Origin of the sequence: Streptomyces sp. NPDC004667 (genome assembly GCF_040609475.1) — a bacterium.
Taxonomy (GTDB): domain Bacteria; phylum Actinomycetota; class Actinomycetes; order Streptomycetales; family Streptomycetaceae; genus Streptomyces.
This window is the reverse complement of the sequence record NZ_JBEXKC010000042.1, coordinates 1-20,276: the sequence shown is the minus strand read 5'-3', so window position 1 is coordinate 20,276 and position 20,276 is coordinate 1. Positions and strand designations below refer to the sequence as shown.

The 20,276-nt window shown below is 75.2% G+C and carries 14 protein-coding genes; 4 read left to right on the top strand and 10 right to left on the bottom strand.

The window, feature by feature from the left end:
• Positions 1–12 precede the first annotated feature (12 nt).
• The 4 genes from ABZW32_RS22925 to ABZW32_RS22910 form a co-directional block, all read right to left on the bottom strand.
• Complete coding sequence (locus ABZW32_RS22925) at positions 13–4,146, bottom strand: trypsin-like peptidase domain-containing protein (RefSeq protein WP_356218558.1); 4,134 nt, start codon at positions 4,144–4,146, stop codon at positions 13–15.
• A 216-nt stretch (positions 4,147–4,362) separates the two neighbouring features.
• The gene (locus tag ABZW32_RS22920; RefSeq protein WP_356218556.1) at positions 4,363–5,184 is read right to left on the bottom strand and encodes a LytTR family DNA-binding domain-containing protein; all 822 of its coding nucleotides are present in this window, start codon (positions 5,182–5,184) and stop codon (positions 4,363–4,365) included.
• Between the two features lie 120 nt (positions 5,185–5,304).
• Positions 5,305–6,264 carry an SCO0930 family lipoprotein gene (locus tag ABZW32_RS22915; protein ID WP_356218624.1) on the bottom strand — a complete coding sequence of 320 codons (960 nt, stop codon included), beginning with the start codon at positions 6,262–6,264 and terminating at the stop codon, positions 5,305–5,307.
• A gap of 117 nt (positions 6,265–6,381) precedes the next feature.
• Positions 6,382–7,401 carry a GDSL-type esterase/lipase family protein gene (locus tag ABZW32_RS22910; protein WP_356218555.1) on the bottom strand — a complete coding sequence of 340 codons (1,020 nt, stop codon included), beginning with the start codon at positions 7,399–7,401 and terminating at the stop codon, positions 6,382–6,384.
• Positions 7,402–7,755: 354 nt separating this feature from the next.
• Here ABZW32_RS22910 and ABZW32_RS22905 point away from each other — a divergent pair, with 354 nt between their 5' ends.
• The 3 genes from ABZW32_RS22905 to ABZW32_RS22895 all read left to right on the top strand — a co-directional run bounded on the left by ABZW32_RS22905 (position 7,756) and on the right by ABZW32_RS22895 (position 14,509).
• The gene (locus ABZW32_RS22905; RefSeq protein WP_356218553.1) at positions 7,756–9,225 is read left to right on the top strand and encodes an amino acid permease; all 1,470 of its coding nucleotides are present in this window, start codon (positions 7,756–7,758) and stop codon (positions 9,223–9,225) included.
• Positions 9,226–9,235: 10 nt separating this feature from the next.
• Positions 9,236–9,682 carry an Lrp/AsnC family transcriptional regulator gene (locus tag ABZW32_RS22900; RefSeq protein ID WP_030234152.1) on the top strand — a complete coding sequence of 149 codons (447 nt, stop codon included), beginning with the start codon at positions 9,236–9,238 and terminating at the stop codon, positions 9,680–9,682.
• A 216-nt stretch (positions 9,683–9,898) separates the two neighbouring features.
• Positions 9,899–14,509 (top strand): hypothetical protein, encoded by a 4,611-nt coding sequence (locus tag ABZW32_RS22895; protein ID WP_356218551.1) that lies wholly within the window; start codon positions 9,899–9,901, stop codon positions 14,507–14,509.
• Between the two features lie 12 nt (positions 14,510–14,521).
• Here the strand turns inward: ABZW32_RS22895 and ABZW32_RS22890 are convergent, their stop codons facing one another.
• From ABZW32_RS22890 to ABZW32_RS22865, 6 genes are all read right to left on the bottom strand, one after another.
• Entirely contained in the window at positions 14,522–14,818 is a 297-nt protein-coding gene (locus tag ABZW32_RS22890) for a WhiB family transcriptional regulator (protein ID WP_356218550.1), read from the bottom strand.
• Between the two features lie 97 nt (positions 14,819–14,915).
• Entirely contained in the window at positions 14,916–16,040 is a 1,125-nt protein-coding gene (locus ABZW32_RS22885; RefSeq protein WP_356218548.1) for an LLM class flavin-dependent oxidoreductase, read from the bottom strand.
• 11 nt (positions 16,041–16,051) lie between these two features.
• Positions 16,052–17,419, bottom strand: a complete 1,368-nt coding sequence (locus tag ABZW32_RS22880; protein WP_356218547.1) for an NtaA/DmoA family FMN-dependent monooxygenase — start codon at positions 17,417–17,419, stop codon at positions 16,052–16,054.
• A gap of 37 nt (positions 17,420–17,456) precedes the next feature.
• Positions 17,457–18,632 (bottom strand): LLM class flavin-dependent oxidoreductase, encoded by a 1,176-nt coding sequence (locus tag ABZW32_RS22875; RefSeq protein WP_356218546.1) that lies wholly within the window; start codon positions 18,630–18,632, stop codon positions 17,457–17,459.
• Positions 18,633–18,701: 69 nt separating this feature from the next.
• Entirely contained in the window at positions 18,702–18,842 is a 141-nt protein-coding gene (locus ABZW32_RS22870; protein WP_356218545.1) for a hypothetical protein, read from the bottom strand.
• 86 nt (positions 18,843–18,928) lie between these two features.
• A complete protein-coding gene (locus ABZW32_RS22865) occupies positions 18,929–19,642 on the bottom strand; it encodes a GNAT family N-acetyltransferase (RefSeq protein WP_356218543.1) in 714 nt (237 codons plus the stop codon).
• 148 nt (positions 19,643–19,790) lie between these two features.
• On the opposite strand from ABZW32_RS22865, the gene ABZW32_RS22860 reads away from it, so the two are divergent.
• Positions 19,791–19,892 (top strand): putative leader peptide, encoded by a 102-nt coding sequence (locus tag ABZW32_RS22860; RefSeq protein ID WP_356218541.1) that lies wholly within the window; start codon positions 19,791–19,793, stop codon positions 19,890–19,892.
• Positions 19,893–20,276: the final 384 nt, after the last annotated feature.

Below are 20,276 nucleotides of genomic sequence, written 5' to 3'. Positions count from 1 at the left end.
CGGGCTCCGGCCTCAGTGGGAGGGGCACACCGCGCCGCCCTCGTGGTCGGGAAGGTACGAGTCCCGTTCCTGCGCGGTGAGGTCACGGTCGACGGCGTGGCAGATCTTCCTGATCGCCGCCGAAGGCTGGAAGAGGACGTTCCACAACCGCACCGTCGCGTCGGTGCTGCCGGTGGCGAGGGTGTGCCCGTCGGGGCTGAACGCGACCGCCCGCACCGGGCCGCGGTGGCCGGTGAACTTTTCGCGCGCCTTCCCGGTGGCCGCGTCCCACAGCCAGACGGTCCAGTCGTCGCTGCCGGTGGCGAGCATGCGCCCGTCCGGGCTGAACGCCACCGCGTTGACCCGGTAGGCGTGGCCGTACAACGTGTTGCGGGGCTTGCCGGTCGCCACGTTCCACAACCGCACGGTGTGGTCGTCGCTGCCGGTGGCGAGGGTGTGTCCGTCGGGGCTGAACGCCACCGCCTCCACCGGTGCGGTGTGGCCGGTCAGCGGGGTGCGGGTGATGCCGGTGGCCGTGTCCCACAGCCGCACGGAGTTGCTGTCGCCCGCTATGGCGAGGGTGTGTCCGTCGGGGCTGAACGCCACCGACCACACTTCGCCCGGGAATCCGGTGGTCGCGATTCCGGGCTTGCCCGTGACCGCGTCCCAGGTCCGCACCGTCTTGTCCTCGCCGCCGGTGGCGAGGATGCGTCCGTCCGGGCTGAACGCCAACGCTTCGACCCAGCCCTTGTGGCCGGTGAGCGTGTGGAGGAGCGTGCCGGTGGCCGCGTCCCACAGCCGGACGGTCTTGTCCTCGCCGCCGGTGGCGAGGGTGCGTCCGTCCGGGCTGAACTCCACCGGTTGGACCCATCCCTGGTGGCCGGTGAGCGTGTGGAGGAGCCTTCCGGTGGCCGCGTCCCACAGCCGGACGGTCTTGTCCCCGCTGCCGGTGGCGAGGGTGCGTCCGTCGGGGCTGAACGCCACCGAGTTCACCCAGCTCCTGTGGCCGGTCAGCGGGGGTCGGTTCGTACCGGTGGCCATGTCCCACAGGCGCACGGTGTGGTCGTAGCTGCCGGTGGCGAGGGTGCGTCCGTCGGGGCTGAACGCCACCATGGACACCCCTCCGTCGTGCCCGGCCAGCGTTCTGCGGGCCGTGCCGGTGGCCGTGTCCCACAGCCACACGGTGTGGTCGACGCTGCCGGAGGCGAGGGTGCGTCCGTCGGGGCTGAACGCCACCGACGTGACCTCGTCGGTCTGGCCGGTGAGCGTGCGGCGCGTCTTCCCGGTGGCCGTGTCCCACAGCCGGACGGACTCGTCGGAGCTGGCGGAGGCGAGGGACCGCCCGTCCGGGCTGAACGCCACCGTGTACACCCAGTCGGTGTGTCCGGTGAGCGTGCGGCGGTGCTTTCCGGTGGCCGCGTCCCACAGCCGTACCGTCTTGTCGTCGCTGCCGGTGGCGAGGGTCCGTCCGTCGGGGCTGAACGCCACCGTGCTCACCTCGCCGGTGTGGCCCGTGAGTGTGCGGCGCGTCTTCCCGGTGGCCGCGTCCCACAGTCGTACCGTCCTGTCGGCACTGCTGCTGGCGAGGGTGCCTCCGTCGGGGCCGAACGCCACCGTGTACACGTCGCCGGTGTGTCCGGTGAGTGTGCGCAGGTGCTTTCCGGTCGCCGCGTCCCACAGCCGTACCGTGTGGTCGTCGCTGCCGGAGGCGAGGGTGCGTCCGTCGGGGCTGAAGGCCACCGACTCCACTCCCTTCGCATGGCCGGTGAGCTTGGCGCGGGTGGTGCCGGTGGCCACGTCCCACAGCCGTACCGTCCCGTCGGCACTGCTGCTGGCGAGGGTGCGCCCGTCGGGGCTGAACGCCACCGACCAGACCTCGTCCGTATGGCCGGGCAAGCGCTGCCGCAGCGGGTCGGCGGCGCTGTACGCCAGGCTTTCGACGGCTTCGGGGGTGTGGTGGGTGCGGTACGCCCGCACGGCCAGCAGCGCGGCGAGGTCGGGGTTCGCGCCCATGAGCGTGTTGGACTCGGAGGCGAGCTGCCGGGACAGGGCTTCCTGGCGTTGGGTGACGGCCGTCCGCCACTGCCAGAGGGCACCTCCCCCCGCGAGCAGTGCGAGGGCGAGCAGGCCGGCCAGGATCATGTTGAGGCGTCTGCTGCGCCGGATGACGGCCTGCTGGCGCTCCTGGCTCGCGGTCAGGAAGGACGCGACGTCACTCGGCAGGCGCCGCTGCCTCGACCAGTCCAGGCCCTCCGCGAGGGCCGTCCCCGCGAGCAGGTCCCCGGGGTCGTTGCCGGCGGCCCAGCGGGCCCGCCGGTCGCGGGTGTGGTCGAACCACTCCTGGAAGCGGTGGTCCTGGCCGACCCATTCGCGCAGGGTGCCCCAGTCCTGGATGAGCGCGTCGTGGATCAGCTCGGCGACCGGCGGCCCCGCGGCGGCGTCCGGGTGCCCGGGAACGAGGGGGGTGTGGGTGGTGATGATGCGGTGGCGGGTGAGCGAGGCCAGCACCTCGTCGAACGCGCTGTCGCCGCCGGTCCCGGCACCGGGGTCCGCCGCGAGGTCGCGCAGTTCGTGCAGGGGGACCTGAGCGCGGATGGCGGGGATGTGGTGGGCCACATCGGCCGGCCGCACCAGGGAGGTCAGGATCCGCTGTGCGACGGGGCGGTGCTCGGGGGCCAGCTGGTCCATGGCCGTGTCGCACCACGTGGTCAGGCTGCCGGTGACGCCGCCGATGCGACGGTACGCCTCGTGCGTGAGGTAGCCGTCGCGGCGCCGCTCCCACAGCTGGCTGAGCGTCAGCTCCAGCAGCGGCAGCACGGTCACGGGGGCCTCGCGGGACGCGGTGCCCCCGGGGGTGGTGGCCAGGACGTCGCTGATGATCTGCTCGGGCAGCCCCGGCTGGAAGCGCGCTCCCGTGCGCCCGGCCGGCAGGGTGATGATGTCGTGCAGGTCCTGCTGGCTCAGGGCGCTCGGCACGTTGAGCAGTCCCGGCGCCGCCGCCTCGAACATCCGGGCCAGGGCCGCCAGCTGGGGGTAGAAGTCGTCCCGCATGATCAGGATGATGCTGAGCTCGGCACGCGACTTCACGGCTGCGGTGATCTCGTTCGTGGCCGCCAGGCGGCGCTCGTGCTGGAGGCCGCTCGCCGACTGCACGAGGAGCTCCTCGAACTGGTCGACGACCAGGACGACGCGCCGGTGGAAGCGGTCGGCCGCGAGCCTGCGGGTGACGGCCGCGGCGATCCCGTCGGTCGTGACCCCGGGCAGTCCGGCGCGCTCCAGCTCGGCCAGCAGGTCCTGCCTCGGCCGGGCGACCACGGGCAACCACCGGTCGCTCTGCGGCAGTTCACCCGCGGCCAGGGCGGGCAGGACACCCGCCTCGACCAGGGAGGACTTGCCCGAACCGGACGGCCCGAGCAGCAGGGTGAGCCGCTGCTGCCGGGCCAGGCTCGCCAGCACCTGCCGTACGGCCTCCTCGCGACCCTCGAACCACTGGGCCTGCTCGGCGGTGAACGGCTCCAGCCCCCGGTACGGGCAGACGTCCCGCTCGACCAGCGCGGGCCACACCTCCCGCAGCACCTGCGTCGGCGTCACATAGGCGATGCCCAGCCCCCTCTCGTGCCGGTCCGGGGCGACGATCTCGGTGAGCATGCCGATCACCAGGCCCGTCACCTCGTCGACGACGGGACCGCCGCTGAAGCCGGTGGTCAGGTCGTTGGCGGAGGTCAACTGCAGGTGCACACCCGTGCCCGCGGCCGCCGGCAGCAGATCGCCGGCCACCCCGAAGCCGAAGTGCCCGCCGGGCGGGGCCTGGGCGGGGAACCCGAACGAGCGCACCGGGTGGCCCCGGCAGCCCGCCGCGGTGCCCATCGGCAACCCCTCCATGCCCGGCGAGGTGCGGCTCAGGCGCACGACGGCCACGTCCTCGTCCTCGGGGGCCCGCCACGGCCCCTCCAGGACGTGCCCCTCGATCCGGGGTGCTCCCGTCAGGTGGGGGAAGGCCAGCCACAGCTGCCCGCCCGGCCCCGAGTCGGCCCCGCACACGACATGGGCGCAGGTGACCAGGACGTCCTCGGAGAGCAGGAAGCCCGCTCCGACCACGTCGCCACCCGGCCCCAGGACCTGGGCGACGCCGGACAGCCGCTCCGGCGAGCGGTCGCTGTCGGTCATCACGATTCCTCCTCCGGTCCCGCGGACGCCGACAGGGAGGAAGCACCTGTGGGCGGGCTGGCGCGCCGGTCGGGGTGAGGTCGCCTCCGGCCGTGAACGGCTCGTCCGGCGCCCCTCTCCAGCATGGGCGCATCCGCCCCGCCCCGCATCCGGATGCGGGGTGCGGCCGGAGAGGTCGGCCCGTGGCCCGCGGCCCGTCCCGGCGGAGCCCGGACGCTAGCCCGTCGCCTGGCGCATGAGGAGGTCCCGGAGGTCGCGGGCGTGGCGGCGGCTGACCTGGAGTTCCGCCGAGCCCACCCGCACGCTCGTGGTCCCCGCGTCCATGCGCAGTTCGTCGATCCGGCCCAGCGCCACCAGGTGGCGACGGTGGATCCGGACGAACCCGCGGGCCGCCCAGCGCTCCTCCAGGGTGGACAGCGGGATCCGCACCAGGTGGCTGCCCCCGTCGGTGTGCAGCCGGGCGTAGTCGCCCTGGGCCTCCACGTACGCGATGTCCGCGATCGCCACGAACCGCGTGACGCCGCCCAGTTCGACCGCGATCTGCTCCGGGACGCGTTCGGCGGCACCGGCGTCCGCGCCCGCCGGGGACACGGGGGTCCGCCGGGCCGGGACGGCCGCGTCCGGCTCCGCCCGCGCCCCGTCCGGCCGGCCCAGGAGTGCGCGGGCCCGCCGGACCGCCTCCGCCAGCCGCTCGGGCCGGACCGGCTTGAGGACGTAGTCCACGGCCTTGAGGTCGAAGGCCTGGACGGCGAAGCCCTCGTGGGCGGTGACGAAGACGATCAGCGGGGGGCGGGCGAACCCGGTCAGCAGCCGGGCGATGTCCAGTCCGGTCAGCCCGGCCATCTGGATGTCCAGGAACACCACGTCGATGGCGTCGGGTCCGTCCGGTCCGCTCTCCAGCGCCCGGGTGATCCGGCGCAGTGCTCCGGTGGCGTCGGAGGCGCCCTCCGCGCTGCGGATCCGGGGGTCGGAGCGCAGCAGGTAGAGGAGTTCCTCCAGGAGCGGCTTCTCGTCGTCGACGGCCAGTACGCGCAGCATGGAGCTCACTCTAGGCAAGCGGGCCGTCCCGGGGAACGGCGCGCGGCCCCCGCCCGGGGGGAGGGGGGCGGGGACCGCGCGGATCGGGAGTGGGGGGAGTGGGGCCCGGGGCGGGCGGGGCTACTGGACGGTGATGAGCTTGCCGTCGGGGGCGACGGCGTACCAGGTGCCGCCCACGCCCTGGCCGTTGGTGTCGCCCGCCTTCTTGTCACCGGTGAAGGTGTAGACGGGCCAGCAGTTCACGGTCTGCTGCTTCTTGCCGTCGGGCCGGTCGAGGACGAGGTAGTTCTTCTCGATGATGCCCTTGGCGTTGGCCTTGTCGACCGGCGGGACGACCGGCCACTTGGCGACGCAGTCGCCCTCGCACTTGGAGACCATCGGCCAGGCGGTGTCCGGCTTGAAGCGGTAGACGGTCATGCCGTTGCCGTCGACGATGTGCTCGCCGAGCTTGGGGTCCTTGGCCACGGTCAGGGCGCCCGCGGCCTGGCCGGCGCCGGCTCCGGTCCCCGCTCCGGCGCCCGCGGCGGGCTTCGCCGCCTTCTTGCCGTCGGGGGCCAGGGCGAACCAGGTGCCGCCGACGCCCTGTCCGTTCAGGTCGCCCGCCTTGGTGTCCTTGGCGAAGCGGTACGCGGGCCAGCCGGCCACCGTCAGCTGCTTGCTGCCGTCCTTGCGGACCACCTCGCCCAGCATGGCCGGGTCCATGCCCGCCGCGGCGGTCGCGTCGCCCGCCGGGACCGCGGGCCAGGCCTTGGCGCAGTCGCCGTCGCAGTTGGAGGCGGGCGGCTTGGCGGTGTCCTTGTCGAAGCGGTAGAGGGTGAATCCGGCGCTGTCGGTGAGGACGGAGCCGAGCTGGTCCGTGGAGGCGATCGCCAGCTGCCCGCCGGCCTTGGCCTGGGTGGCGGCGGCGTCCTGGGCGGGCTTGTCGTTGCCGTAGGGGTCGGCGGCGGGCGCCTGGGCGTCGGCGACCGCACCGGCGGGCTTGGTCGCGTCGGCCGCCTTGTCGTAACCGCCGCAGGCCGTCGCCGCCAGCGTGACGACGACCGCGACCGCGGCCAGGGAAGTTCCGCGCTTGATGCCCATGTCGATCTCTCCCACGTGTGGTGTCTGCCGAGTCCGTCGCCGGAGGATCGGCAACTTGTGCAGGACACGGGGCGGCGGGAGCGTTCTGTTCAGCGGGACCGCTATGACCTGTTTCACTCACACGGCGTCGAACCCGGCCCGCCGCGCGGCCGTGACCACAGCGAGGCCGAGGATCCGGTGTCCCTCGTCGTCGGGGTGCAGTCCGTCCGCGAGGTGCTCGGGTCCCAGCAGGTCACGGCCCGGCAGCAGGACGAGCCGGCCGTCCCCGGCGGCGATCCGGTCGCGGGTGGCCCGCTCCATGGCGTCCCGCAGGGCGCCCAGGGTCGCGCCGAGGCGGTTGGGGGTGCGTTCGGCGTCGGGGCGCAGCACCGGGGAGAGCAGCAGCAGGGGGGTGCGGGGGTGGCCCTGGCGGATCAGGTCGAGGAACGTGCGGGTGGTCTCGTAGAGGAGGGGGGCGGTGAAGGGCACCCGGGACCAGCAGTTCGTGCCGAAGGCGAGGGTGAGGACGTCGGCGGGGAGGGTGGCGAGCTGCTCGGCGGTGGCGAGTTCCCCGCGGGCCGCGCCCGCGTAGCCGAGGTTGACCGTGTCCCAGCCCAGTGCCCGGCCCGCTACGGCGGGCCAGCCGTGGGCGGGCCGGGTCGACCACCAGCCCTCGGTGATGGAGTCGCCGTGCACCACCCAGCGCGGGCCCCGGGGGGCGGGTGCGAGGGGGCCGCCGATCCCGCGCAGGCCCAGGACCGCGGGGGACTGGGCCTCGGGCGGGTGCAGGGTGAAGGGGCCGCCGCCGCGGGGCAGCGGGACGCGTACGACGGCCTCCGCGGCGGGCTCGGTGAACACCTCGGTGATCCGGCCGTGGCGGTTCCACAGGGCGAAGCCGTGCGCGAGGTCGCGCAGCGCGTCGGTGGGGCCCGGCACGGTGGCCCGGTAGCGGATCTCCACGGCGTGCGCGGACCCGCCCGTGAACTCCAGCCGTACCCCTATGGGAAGGGTGGCGCGCTCGCCGGTGTCCCAGGGCAGTCGCATCGTGTCGGCCGGGTCGGCGCGCACGGGGCGCCCCTCGTGCAGCCAGGCGACCCCGCGCAGGAACGGTCCGGGATCCAGCCACCGCTCGTCGGACTCCGTCTGCGTCGGTTTCACGCTTCGCCTCCGATCGTCGGACAGGGGGGAACCACGGGGCACGCTGCGGCATGTCTGACGCCGTGTCAAGAAAGGGGGGCGAGGGAGCCCTGCGCAGTGATCGATCATCTGTGCGCAACAAACGGCCATCCCGGACAGATCCGCGCAATGATCGTTCGCCAATGTGCAAGGATGGTGCATTACGGGCGGTATCACTCAGCTCGTAGGCTCACTCGCTGTACGTGGAGTGGCGCGGACCGCCTGCTCGGCGGTCCCCCCATGCCCAGACAGGGTTCGTCCCTGCCTGAGAACTGCTCCGGACCGCTGCGGTCGACGCCTGACAGTCCCCATCCGCAGTGTCAAAGGAGTCCCTTCGTGCTCGATCACGGCCAGGCGCCACCGCTCACGTCCGAGCCCCGCAAGCCTTCGCACCCCCTGCTCCGCCGCAAGCCGGTGGAGCGGCTGGTCGCCGAGGGCGGCCAGGGCGAGGGCGGCACGCTGCGCCGCTCGCTCACCATGTGGCAGCTGACGATGATCAGCATCGGCGCCACCCTGGGCACCGGCATCTTCGTCGTCCTCGGCACCGCCGCCCCCAAGGCCGGCCCGGCCGTCACGATCTCCTTCGTCATCGCGGGCCTGACCGCCCTGTTCTCGGCCCTCTCCTACGCAGAGCTGGCCGGTTCCGTCCCTGTCTCCGGCTCCTCGTACTCGTACGCCTACGCCACCATGGGCGAGCTCATCGCCTGGATCTGCGGCTGGTGCCTCGTCCTGGAGTACGCCGTCTCCGTCGCGGCCGTGGCCGTCGGCTGGGGCCAGTACCTCAACGAACTCCTCGACGGGACCATCGGGGTCACCATCCCCGGGGCGGTCTCCGCACCGCTGGGCGAGGGCGGGTTCATCAACCTGCCGGCGCTGGTCGTCGTCCTGCTGTCGATGGTCTTCCTGATGCGCGGCGCCAAGGAGAGCGCCACGGTCAACTCGATCATGGTCGCCGTCAAGATCGTCACGCTGCTGCTCTTCATCGGCATCGGCGTCATGGGCATCAAGGCCGGCAACTACACCCCGCTCGCCCCGCTCGGCGTCACCGGCATCAGCGCCGCGGCGTCCACGCTCTTCTTCTCCTACATCGGCTTCGACGCCGCCTCCACCGCCGGTGAGGAAGCCAAGAACCCGAAGAAGGACCTGCCGCGCGCGATCATGCTCTCGCTGGGCATCGTCACCGTCCTCTACGTCCTCGTCGCCTTCGTCGCCGTCGGCGCCATGCCGTGGCAGGACTTCGAGGGCACCGAGGCCGCGCTCGCCCAGATCATGACCGACGTCACCGGCCACAGCTTCTGGGGCGTCATCCTCGCCGCCGGCGCCGTGATCGCGATCTTCTCCGTGGTCTTCGCGGTCCTCTACGGCCAGACCCGCATCCTCTTCGCGATGTCCCGCGACGGCCTCGTCCCCAAGGTCTTCGCGAAGGTCGACGAGAAGACCGGCGCCCCCCGCGCCAACGTCGTCATCGTCTCCGTCTTCTGCGGCCTCCTCGCGGCCTTCATCCCGCTGGGCAAGCTCGCCGACGCCACCAGCATCGGCACCCTCTTCGCCTTCGGCCTGGTCAACGTCGCCGTCATCATCCTGCGCCGCACCAAGCCGGACATGCCGCGCACCTTCAAGGTGGCGCTCTTCCCGGTCACGCCGATCCTCGGCTTCCTCGCCTGCGCCTACATGATGTTCAGCCTCGATACCCCCACCTGGCTCGTCTTCGGTGGCTGGATGGCCGTCGGCCTCGTGGTGTACTTCACCTACGGCATCCGCCGCTCCCGCCTGGCCACGGAAGAAGTGGCCACAGCAGAAAAGTGATCCACCCGCAGTGCGACTGAACGATCTCGACGAACGCATCGTGCACGCCTTGGCCGAGGACGCCCGCCGCTCCTACGCGGACATCGGCTCCGAGGTCGGCCTCTCCGCCCCCGCCGTCAAGCGGCGCGTCGACCGGCTGCGCGCCGAGGGAGCCATCACCGGCTTCACCGTCCGCGTGGACCCGGCCGCGATGGGCTGGGAGACCGAGGGCTTCATCGAGATCTACTGTCGCCACAACACCTCGCCGGACGACATCCGGCGAGGGTTGGAGCGGTACCCCGAGGTGGTGTCCGCGTCGACCGTCACCGGCGACGCGGACGCCCTCGTCCAGGTCTTCGCCTCGGACATGCGCCACTTCGAGCGGGTGCTGGAACGCATCGCGGGCGAGCCCTTCGTGGAACGCACCAAGTCGGTCCTGGTCCTCTCCCCGCTCCTGCGCCGCTTCACCTCTGTCTAGGGGAGGCTTCGCCTCCGGGGCGCCGGTGCCGTGCTCTCAGGGGCGTACGTCCTCGGAAACCGCTCGTTCCTCGCGGTTTCCTCCGGGCGTGCGCCCCTGAGAGCACGGCGCGCCCCTTCGGCTCGGCCTCCCCGTGCGGGCTGCGGGGTCCTGGGCCCTTCCCCGGCGGGAATCAGGGGCCGGGGCGGTGTCACAGGGGCGTGCCAGGATCGGCCCATGAAGATCCAGATCCTGCCGCCGGCCGATCCGCACCGCTCGACCGCCTACCCGGACTGGGCCGCCGCCCACGATCCCGCCCGGGCCGCGGACGCCGCCGCGCTCTTCGCCGAGGCCCTCTCCACCCTCCACACCGCCTACGAGAAGCCCGGCCGGTACGTGGACGGCCTGGAGCGGCGCGCCAGGACCCTGGAACCCGCCCACCTGCCCTGGTTCTGGGACACCCTCGGGCACCGGCTGATCCCCTGGCACCTGCGCTCCGCGGCCCGCGCCCACGCCCTCGCCCGCAAGGCCGAGCAGACCCACCGGCTCCCCGTCGACCCCGACTGGCACCGGGCCAACCTGCTGCTCTTCGCCCGCGCCGGAGCCCTACCCGCCACCGCGATCGGGACCCACCAGACCTGGCTCGCCGCCACCCTGGACCCGCGGGCCGCGCACGAGGAGTTCGTACGCTTCCTGGAGGCCTGGGCCGCCTCGCCCGGCGAGCCCCCCGCCGACCTGGCCCGCCGCCTGCGGCTCTCCGCCCGTGCGGCCGGAGCCGGCACCGCCGAGGAAGCCCGGGTACTGGGCGCCCTGCTCGGCGCCGCCCACGGCAAGGACGTCCCCGACCGGCTGTTCGACGCCGCCACGGCCCTGCTGACCGAGCACCCCCCGGCCGACGACACCGCCGCCCTGCTCCTCGACCTGTTCCCCGAGAGCCGCGGCGACGCCGGCGCCTGGCTGCGGCTGCTCCTGGCCTGCGGGGCCGCCGACGCCGCCGCGGCCGGGCGGATCGTCCCCGAGGGCGGCCTCGACGGCTGGTTCGCGCGCTACACCCACCGCTTCGGCCACGGCCGCTCCGGCAGCGGCGTCATGCGCCAGCCCATGCCCGCCGAGCTCTTCGAGCTGCTGACCCGCTGGGCCCCCCGGCTGCGCGCCGCCGCCCCGCTGCGGCTGCACGAGGACCGCTACCGCCACCCCGGGCTCGACGCCGACCTGCTCGACGCCTGCCTCGCCGAGGGCATCGCCGTCGAGGACCCCGGACCCGCCGTGCGGCTGGAGTTCCGGGACGGTCGCTCCCGGCGCGACCTCAAGGCCCTGGCCGCGGACCCCGTATTCGGCCCCCGCCTGGAGGGCACCGTCCACGAGGCGCTGCGCACCGCGGGCAGCGCCATCACCCGCCTCCCGCGCAACGCGGGCATCGCCGCCGAGGTGCACGGCCGGGTCGAAGCCCTCCTCGACGCCCTGCGCGGCGGCGGCCTCGCCGCCGCCGACGAGGCCGTCGACGAGCTCCACGGACTGCTGGACCGCCCCACCGCCCGCGCCCTGGAGGGCATCGAAGAGGCACTGGCCGGCCTGGACCTCACCGGCCCCCTCGGCCGCGCCCTGCGCGCCGGGCTCCCCGAGGAGTTCGGCTGGCCCGCCCTGGAGGAGGCCGTCGCCGAGCTCGGCGGACCCGACCGGGTCGTCGGCGTGACCAGCACCTGGCCCGTCCTCACCGTCTACGGCCCGGACCGCGCCTTCGCCGTCGACCACGCCGGCCGGCGGGCCGCCTGCACCTTCCGCGTGCCCGGAACGGAGGGGGACGAGACCGGCGCCGCCGCGCCCGCGCTCACCGTGCACCACATCGGAGGGCAGTTCCTCGTCGCCTGGAGCGGCGCCGGGAACAACATCCCCGACCGCGCCTTCTGGAGCGACCACCCCGACGACGTCTTCGAGCCCGAGCGGACGTACGGCCTGCACCGCTACGGCGGCATGATCCAGGGCGGCCTCGGCTACCAGTTCGCCACCCCCGACGGCACCGGCCGCCACGACGGCCGCAACGTCCTGCGCCCCGGCGGACGCGAGGGCATCGGTGCCCACGACGTCCAGATGAGCGACGGCCACCGCTTCTGGAGCGCACGCACCTTCTGCTCCTGGGGCAGCTGGACCCGCGTCGACCCCGACACCGGGGAACCCGGCACCGACCGCACCCCGCCCGCCTTCCACACCGCCACCGAACCCCCGCCCGGCACCCAGCTCTTCGGAGACGTGCAGTCCCTCGCCGCGCTTCCCCCCGGCGCCCCCGCCTCCCCGCTCGGACAGGACGGCCGCCTCGTCGGCTTCCGCGTCCTCAACCGCACCCCCTACGCGAGCCCCTCGCCCCGCGAGTTCGTCCTCCAGGGCACCGACGGCCGCAGCGCCTCCTATCGCAGCCGCCGCTTCGGCCGCCGGCCCTGGGCGATCCTGCGCATGCCCGTGGGCGGCGAGGACGCGGTCCTCGCCGGCCAGGAGACCGTCCGCTGCCACTCCGCCGAGGACAACTCCCTGCTCTGGCAGGTCCACGGCTTCCCCGGCTCCGACCGCCCCCGCACCCCCGGCTTCGGCGACGGCGCGGGCCCCGTCCCGCCGCCCGCGTTCTGGCACTTCCTGACCCCCCGCGACGAGACCTCTTCACACGCCCTGCGGACCGTCGCCGACCCCGCCGTACGGGACCTCCTCGACGCCGCCCTGCGCGAGGACCCGGCCCCCGCGCTCCCCGGGCCGCTCGAACCGCGGATCGCCGAAGGCGTCGCCCGCGCCGCCCACCGCGCCGCCGACGTCCTGCGCCGCCGCCGGGCCCTGTCCCGCCGCGTCACCCTCATGCGCGCCGAGCCGGCCGTCGCGCTGCGCACCGAAGTGCCCGACACCGAACTCACCCCCGCCCTGTACGGACTGCTGCCCGACCAGCGCCGCTACCACGGCAGCCCGGAGCCCCAGCCGCAGCCCGCCCTGCTCACCGCCGTCGCCGCCGACGGCCGCCACCTGCGCGGGGAGATCGACGAGGAGACCCGCCTGCTGGCCCTGCCCGCCGACCACGCACCCTGGCAGCCGCTCGTCGGCCGGATCGGCGCCGTCGCCTGGCGGGCCTGCGCCGCCGCGACCCCCGAAGCGGACCGGGCCGCCCTCGCCGCCCTGCTGGAGACCTGGAGCGGGCAGCCCTTCGCCGAACCGGGCAGCACCTGGCGCACCGGCCGCGCGGCCACGGAGGCCCTGGCCGCCGCCCGCGCCGCCGGACACCCCCTCTCCTCGGCCGCCGCCGACGGCGGCGGGCACTGGTTCCTCCAGCGGGCCGCCGACCCCGAGCCCGACGGCGCCGAGGACCGCGAGACCCCCACCGTCGACGCGGACGACACCGCCCGCCTGCCCCGGCTGCTGGAACTGCTCGCCCAGCGGGGACCGCTGGAGGTGCCCCCCGCCGCCCGGGAGGCCTTCGCCCGGCTCACCGGCGTACGCGGCTCCGTCGCGGCCCTGGTCCTCGCCGGGTTCCCGGGCCGCGACCGCCACGACGAGCACGAGCGCCTGCTGGGCGGGGCCCCGTACAAGGCGACCAAGGCCGTGGTCTCCACGTACGACCAGCTCTGCCGGGCCCTGGGCGCTGCCGGACGCCGGGCGGTCCTCGCCGCGGGCCTCCCGCTGGACCCCGCCGAACTGTGGGAGCCCACCGGCATGACCGCGGCGGCCGAACGCATGGCCGCCGCCTGGAACGGGCTCCTCGGCGCCGAGGAGCCCGCCGACGAGGAACTGGCCGCCGCCCTGGAGGCCGAGCTGGGCCTGCACGAGAGCTGGGCCAGGAGCCTGCCCGCCGGACGCGCCCCGCAGGGCGAGCCCTTCGGCGAGGACGGCTTCCTCCTCACCCGGGACCGCCGCGGCGCCCTGGAACTGCGGTACGCCGAACCGGACGGCACCGCCGGACGCTGGGTGGCCTCCTCGGCGCCCGCCCACCGGACGGCCGCCACCGTCATCGCCTGGGCGCTGACCGAACGCCCCGTCGGGGACCCCGCCCGCGGCGGGGCCCTGCTCCTGCACAAGCGGCTGCGGGAGCAGCTCGCGGGCCCCGGAGCGCTGATCCCCCTCGGAAAGCTGCCCGGCCTGGGACGGTCGGTGCCCACCGACCCGGCCTTCGCCCCGTACCGGGGGACGGTCCTGCCCGGTACGGTCCCGATGGCGGAGGGCGCCGTACCCGACACGGTCCACGACGACGGGACCCTCCTCGTCGGCGCCCCCTCCGGCGAGACCTTCCTGCGGGCCGCCGCCTTCACCGCCCCCGGCGGAGCGGAACGGGCCGCCGCGACGTGCGGGGCCCGGGGACCGGCCTGGATCCTCGACGACCTGCCGCGCACCGCCCGGCTCCTGGACGGGCTCGACCGGCTCGCCGCCCGCGCCGCGGACACCCCCGTGCCCCCGGGCGGCTACGAGACCGACCCCTCGCTCAGCGCCCCCGACCTGGTGGCCGAGGTCGCCGGGACCCTCGGGGTCGGCGCGGACGCCGCCGCCCTCCACCTCCAGCTGCTCGCGCTCGCCCGGCCCACCGACCGGAACGTGCGGCGCTGGAACGGCTGGACGGCGGTGCGGCACAAGGCGGCCCAGGCCGAACTGGTCGCGGCCGGGGCGGTGGAGAGCGGCAAGCGGGCCCGCGCGGGCCGCACCGCGTTCGTCCCCGGGGAGTGGGCGGACCTCAAGGCCCCGCACCTTCCGCTGGAGAAGGCCAAACTGGAGGGCCACCTGGCGTGGGCGGCGGGCAAGAGCCTGTACGCGATGACGGAGCGGCTGCTCGCCCCGCTGCCCCCGCACGAACTGTTCGCCCGCGCCTGGCGGCAGGCGCGCCCGTAACGGGCCCGGGGGCTACGCCGACACGGGCCGGGCGGCGGCGCCGGACAGCAGCTGCCGCCGCTCCTCCTCCGTCAGCCCGCCCCACACCCCGAAGGGCTCGCGGGTGCGCAGCGCGTGCTCCAGGCAGGCCGCCCGCACCGGGCAGTGCGCGCACACCCGCTTGGCGGCCTCGTCCCGGTCCTCGCGCTCCTCGCCCCGCTCTCCGGCGGGGTGGAAGAACCTGCCGGGGCCCAGGCCCCGGCAGGCGGCCCGTGCCTGCCACTGCCAGTGGTGGTGCGCGGCGCCGGGCAGACGGGTGACGTCGTTCACGGCAGTTCCCTTCCGTAGGTTCCGTGGCTCCTCCCGCGTCTGACCGCGAGCAGCCGTGCGAAACCCGACGGAGCGGACCGCCTCCGTCCGGCACCGGTCAGGGACGCCGGGCCCACTCCTCGGCCAGCAGCCGGTACGAGCGCACCCGGTCGGCGGGCGCGTGCGTGATCGTGGTGATCAGCAGCTCGTCCGCGCCGGTGGCCTCCCGCAGCCGCTCCAGGTGGTCCGCGACGGTCGCCGGCGACCCCACGAACTGGGTCTCCACCCGGTCGGCGACCAGCGCGTGGTCGGCCGCCGACCACCCGGCCACCAGCTCCCGGGCCTCCTCCGGCGAGGGGAAGGGGATCGCGCCCTCGGCCGTACGGATGCTGCGCACCCAGGGCGCGTACCCGGCGGCCAGCTCCCGGGCCCCGGCGTCGTCCGGGGCCACCACCACGTCCGCGGACACCGTCAGGTACGGCCGGTCCAGCGCGGCGGACGGCTTGAAGGCGGCCCGGTAGCCCTCCGCCGCCTCCAGCACGCTCGCCGGGCTCACGTGGTAGTTCGCGGCGAAGCGCAGCCCGTTCGCGCCGGCCGTCTCCGCGCTCTGCCCGCCGCTGCTGCCCAGGATCCACACCTGGACGTCGGCCCCCTCGCCGGGGACGGCGTGCGCCTCCACCCCCTCCGGGGAGCGGTACTCGCCGCGCAGCAGGGCCAGTACGTCGCCCACCTGCTCGGCGTAGTCCTGCGGCCCGGCCCCCGGCAGGTTCAGCAGCCGCTGTTGCAGGGCCACGCGCGGGTGCCCGAGGAGGTGGGCGAAGGAGAACCGGGGCGGTATCCGCAGTCCGCCCGGCGTCCACCCCTCGAAGGGCGGGGCCGCGTCCGGCGCGGGCCGCGGCGGCCGGCCGGCCGAGCGGCCCAGGCCCAGGTCGAGGCGGCCCGGGTGCAGGGCGTCGATCAGCCCGAACTCCTCCACCGTCGACAGCGCGGTGCGGTGGCCCAGCTGTACGGCCCCCGACCCGATCCGGATCGTGGAGGTGGCCGAGGCGGTCAGCGCCAGCAGCACCGCGGGCGAGGTCCCGGCGACCCCCGGGTTCAGGTGGTGCTCGGCGAACCAGTAGCGGGCGTAGCCGAGCCGTTCGGCCTGCCGGGCGAGGGCGACGGTGTGGTGCAGCGCCTCGGTGGCGGTGGAGCCGGACGGGACGGGGACGAGGTCGAGGACCCCGAGGGGGGTACGGGACACGGTGCTCCTCCTCAGGGGCCGGTGGGGGCCGGGACCCGCGGCGCGGCCAGGCCCAGGTGGTCGCGCAGGGTGGGGCCGGAGTACTCGCGCCGGAAGACCCCCCGTTCCTGGAGCAGCGGGACGACGGTGTCGGCGAAGCCGTCCAGGCCGCCGGGCGTCAGGTGCGGGACCAGGATGAAACCGTCGGCCGCGTCCCGCTGGACCAGGTCGTCGATCGCGCCGGCGACGGTGGCGGGCGAGCCGATGAAGGTCTGCCGTCCGGTCGTCTCGATCACCAGCTCCCGGATCGACAGCTTCCGGGCGGCGGCCAGCTCCCGCCACTCCCGGGCGGTGGCCAGTGGGTCGCGGAACATGCGCACGCTGGCCCGGCCCCGCGCGACGGTGTTCTCCCCGGGGACCGGGTCGATCTCCGGGAGCGGGCCGTCCGGGTCGTACGCGGACAGGTCCCGGTTCCAGACCTGCTCCAGGTACGTGATCGCCGTGGCCCCGCTGACCTGCGCGAGGCGTACCTCGTGGGCCAGTTCCCGGGCGTCGGCGTCGGTGTCGCCGAGGACGAAGGTGGCCGCGGGCAGGATCTTCAGCTGGTCCGGGGTGCGGCCGTACCGGGCGAGCCGGCCCTTGACGTCGGCGTAGAAGGCCCGGCCCTCCTCCAGCGTGGCGTACCGGCCGAAGATGGCGTCGGCGTCGGCCGCGGCGAACTCCCGGCCCTCGTCCGAATCGCCGGCCTGGAAGATCACCGGACGGCCCTGGGGGCTGCGCGGCACGTTGAACCGGCCCGAGACGTCGAACTGTTCGCCCCGGTGGACGAAGGCGCCCGCGCCCGCGTCCCGCAGGAAGACCCCCGACGCCGGGTCGGCGAGGATCTCGCCCCCGTCCCAGGAGTCGAACAGTTCGTGGGCGGTGGCCAGGAACTCCCGTGCCCGCCCGTAGCGTTCCTCGCGCCGCAGGAAGCCGCCGCGCCGGAAGTTCTCGCCGGTGAAGGCGTCCCAGGAGGTCACCACGTTCCAGGCGGCCCGGCCGCCCGACAGGTGGTCGAGGGTGGCGAACTGGCGGGCCACCTCGTAGGGCTCGTTGAAGGTGGAGTTGATGGTGCCGGTCAGGCCCAGGTGCCCGGTCACGGCGGCGAGGGCGGAGAGCACCGTGAAGGTGTCGGGCCGGCCGACCACGTCCAGGTCGTGGATCAGGCCGCCCTGTTCGCGCAGCCGCAGTCCCTCGGCGAGGAAGAGGAAGTCGAAGCGGGCGCGCTCGGCGGTCCGCGCGAAGTGGACGAAGGAGTCGAAGTCGATGTGGCTGCCGGCCTCCGGGTGGCTCCACACGGTGGTGTTGTTGACCCCGGGGAAGTGCGCGGCCAGATGGATCTGCTTGAGGGGTTTGCCCATGGCGGTACGTGGCCTTCCGGTCGTGGCCCGTGCGCGGTCAGGCGGCGGGCCGGGCGTAGCGGTTCGCGGGGCGGGGGAGTCCGAGCAGGCCGCGCAGCGAGGAGGCCTCGTAGGAACGCCGGAAGGCGCCGCGCCGCTGGAGCTCCGGCACCAGGCCGCGGGTGATCGCCGGCAGGTCGTGCGCCAGCACCCCGGGCCGCAGCCGGAAGCCGCTCAGCCCGGCCCGCCGCCAGTCCAGCAGCAGGTCCGCGAGCTGGGCGGGGCTCCCCGCGAACAGCGGGGCGTCGCTCGTGTACGCCGCCCCGTGGACGGAGTCCAGCCGCTGGAGCCGCCGGGTCGCCGCCCCGGGGCCCGTGTCGAGGAAGACGGTCAGTTCCCCGAACACGTGCAGGGGCCGCCCGGCCCTGCCCGCCGCCTCCTGGGCGGCCCGGATCCCGGCCACGGCGGCGCGGGCCTGTCCGGCGTCCCGGGCGGTCACGTACCCGAGGTCGGCGGCGCGGGCGAGCAGCGGGTACGCCGAGGCGTCGGCCGCCAGGGCGCTCACCGGCGGCTGTCCCTGCGGGGGACGGGGGGTGATCGAGGGGCCGCGGACGCTGAAGTGGGGTCCCTCGAAGTCGATGTGGTGCAGCCGCTCCCGGTCCACGAAGCGGCCCGTGGCCACGTCCCGGATCTCGGCGTCGTCCTCCCAGCTGTCCCACAGCCGCCGCGTCACCTCGACGTGGTCGGCCGCCTCGGCCAGCAGGACGCCGGCCGGCTCCGGTGCGGTGCGGCGGCCGAAGTGGCGGGCCTCGTCGGGGCGTGCGGAGACCTGTACGCGCACTCCGGCCCGGCCGCGGCTGACGTGGTCCAGGGTGGCCACGGCCTTCGAGACGTGGAAGGGCTCGGTGTGCGTGGCGGTCACGCTCGGCACCAGGCCGATGTGCCGGGTCAGCGGTGCGACCCGGGCGGCGACCAGCACCGCGTCGAGCCGGCCCCGGACCAGGTCGGTACGGCCGTCGGCCTCGGCCGGGTCGGTGGACTGCAGGCCGAGCGCGTCCTCGAAGGTGACGAAGTCCAGCAGGCCGGCCTCGGCCTCGGCGACCAGGTCCGCCCAGTAGCGGGCGGTGGTCAACTCGCCGGGCCGGGCGCCGGGTTCGCGCCAGGCGGCCGGATGCCAGCCGGCTCCTTCGAGGGCCACGGCCAGGTGGAGCGGGGCGGGGTCGGGTGCGGGCACGGCGGAACTGCCTTCCTGATCGGGCGTGCGGCGGCCGCGGGCGGGGCGCCGCGGCGGCGGAGGACGCGATCAGGGACGACAGAGGGAGGCGCAGACCCGCTGGAGGTCGACGTGGGCGCGCGCGTGCAGGCGCACCGGCCGGCGCGGGGCGAGCACGGGAGCCGGACGGAGGGCGGGACGACCGCTGATCTGCCACGTGTTCACCGCCACGGCCTTCCTCCCTCCGTCCGTGCTCCCGTTCCACCGACGCTACGGGAGACTCCGGCGGCACTCAATGAACCCCGTGTTAAGCCGTGTTACGGCCGGATCCCGCCCGTCCCGGGGGTGCGCAGGCCGATGAAGACCGGCTCGCGGCGCAGGGTGAACCCCATCGACTCGTACAGCCGGATGGCGTTGGTGTTCTCGGCGGCCGCGTGCAGGAACGGCGTTTCCCCGCGGCCCCGGATCTCCGCGGCGACGGCGCGGACCAGCCGGCCCGCGAGGCCCCTGCCCCGGTGGTCGGGGTGGGTGCAGACGGCGCTGATCTCCGTCCAGCCCGGCGGGTGCATGCGTTCCCCGGCCATCGCGACGAGCCGGCCCTCGTGCCGGATCCCGAGGTACGCGCCCAGCTCGACGGTGCGGGGCAGGAACGGGCCCGGCTCCGTCAGCTCGACCAGCTCGGTCATCTCGGCGACGTCGTCCGGCCCGAGCCGTACGGCCTCCGGAGCGGCCTCGGCCCGCACGGCCCGGCCGTCCAGCTGGACGCCGGGGATCTCCAGCACCGTGGTCCAGTCGGGCGGCGGGGTCGGCAGGCCGGTCAGCCAGACCGTCTCGCCGGGCCCGATCAGCGCGGCCAGGTCGGCCCAGGCGGCGGGGTCGGCGGGGTCGGCCAGCGCGGCGAACGGGTTCGCGGCCGGCAGGTAGCGGGCGGCCAGACCGCCGGGGGCGGTCTCGGCGAAGGCCCGGTGGGCGCCGGTCAGGGACGCCCACACCGGGTTGTCGAGGGGGGCGGCGGGATGTTCGGTGGGCATCGGGTGCGGGGATCCTTCCGTGGGGGCGGTCAACGGCCGCCCCCGACCGCCTTCTTGACGGCCCCGCACGGCGCCACGAGACTGCGGGGGACAGCGACGGCCAGGGGCAGGGTAAGCCCCGGGGGCAGCGGGGGGCAGGTCGATTTCCGTGACACCGGTACAGACGCCCCGGCCCGGCCCGCGCCGCTGGTGGCTGACCCGACGCCTGCACATCGACCTCCTCCGCGTCAGCAGCGCCACCCGGCGCTGACCCCGCGAGGGCGCGGCACCCGGAGCACCCCCGGCCCTCCGGGGCCGGGCCGTACCGAACCGCGCCACCACCCGGCCCGGCCCTGCCGGACCGGGGCCCGCACGCCGGTCGGCCGCCGCCCGGCAAGGCGACCGGGGCGAAGCCGCCCGGCCCTGCCGGACCGACTGTCCTGCCCCCGCCGGGGGCGGCCGGTGGGGCCGGAGGCCGCGCGGGCCTGTCGTCCGCCGCCACGGGCCGGGGTGTCTGCTCCCGGTCCCGGCCGGGCGCGGGCTGCTCGTACCGGCTGTCCCACCCCTGCCGGGGCCGGGCGGGCCGGTGAGCCGCCGGTGCCCCACCGGGGCGGCTGCGCGGGCCTGTCGTCCGCCGCCACCGGCTCGCGGCGCC

Bases quoted from the DNA above. Each gene is read 5' to 3' on its own strand.
- ABZW32_RS22925 (WP_356218558.1), bottom strand. From the start codon at position 4,146: ATGACCGACAGCGACCGCTCGCCGGAGCGGCTGTCCGGCGTCGCCCAG.
- ABZW32_RS22895 (WP_356218551.1), top strand. From the start codon at position 9,899: ATGAAGATCCAGATCCTGCCGCCGGCCGATCCGCACCGCTCGACCGCC.
- ABZW32_RS22920 (WP_356218556.1), bottom strand. From the start codon at position 5,184: ATGCTGCGCGTACTGGCCGTCGACGACGAGAAGCCGCTCCTGGAGGAA.
- ABZW32_RS22880 (WP_356218547.1), bottom strand. From the start codon at position 17,419: ATGGGCAAACCCCTCAAGCAGATCCATCTGGCCGCGCACTTCCCCGGG.
- ABZW32_RS22915 (WP_356218624.1), bottom strand. From the start codon at position 6,264: ATGGGCATCAAGCGCGGAACTTCCCTGGCCGCGGTCGCGGTCGTCGTC.
- ABZW32_RS22865 (WP_356218543.1), bottom strand. From the start codon at position 19,642: ATGCCCACCGAACATCCCGCCGCCCCCCTCGACAACCCGGTGTGGGCG.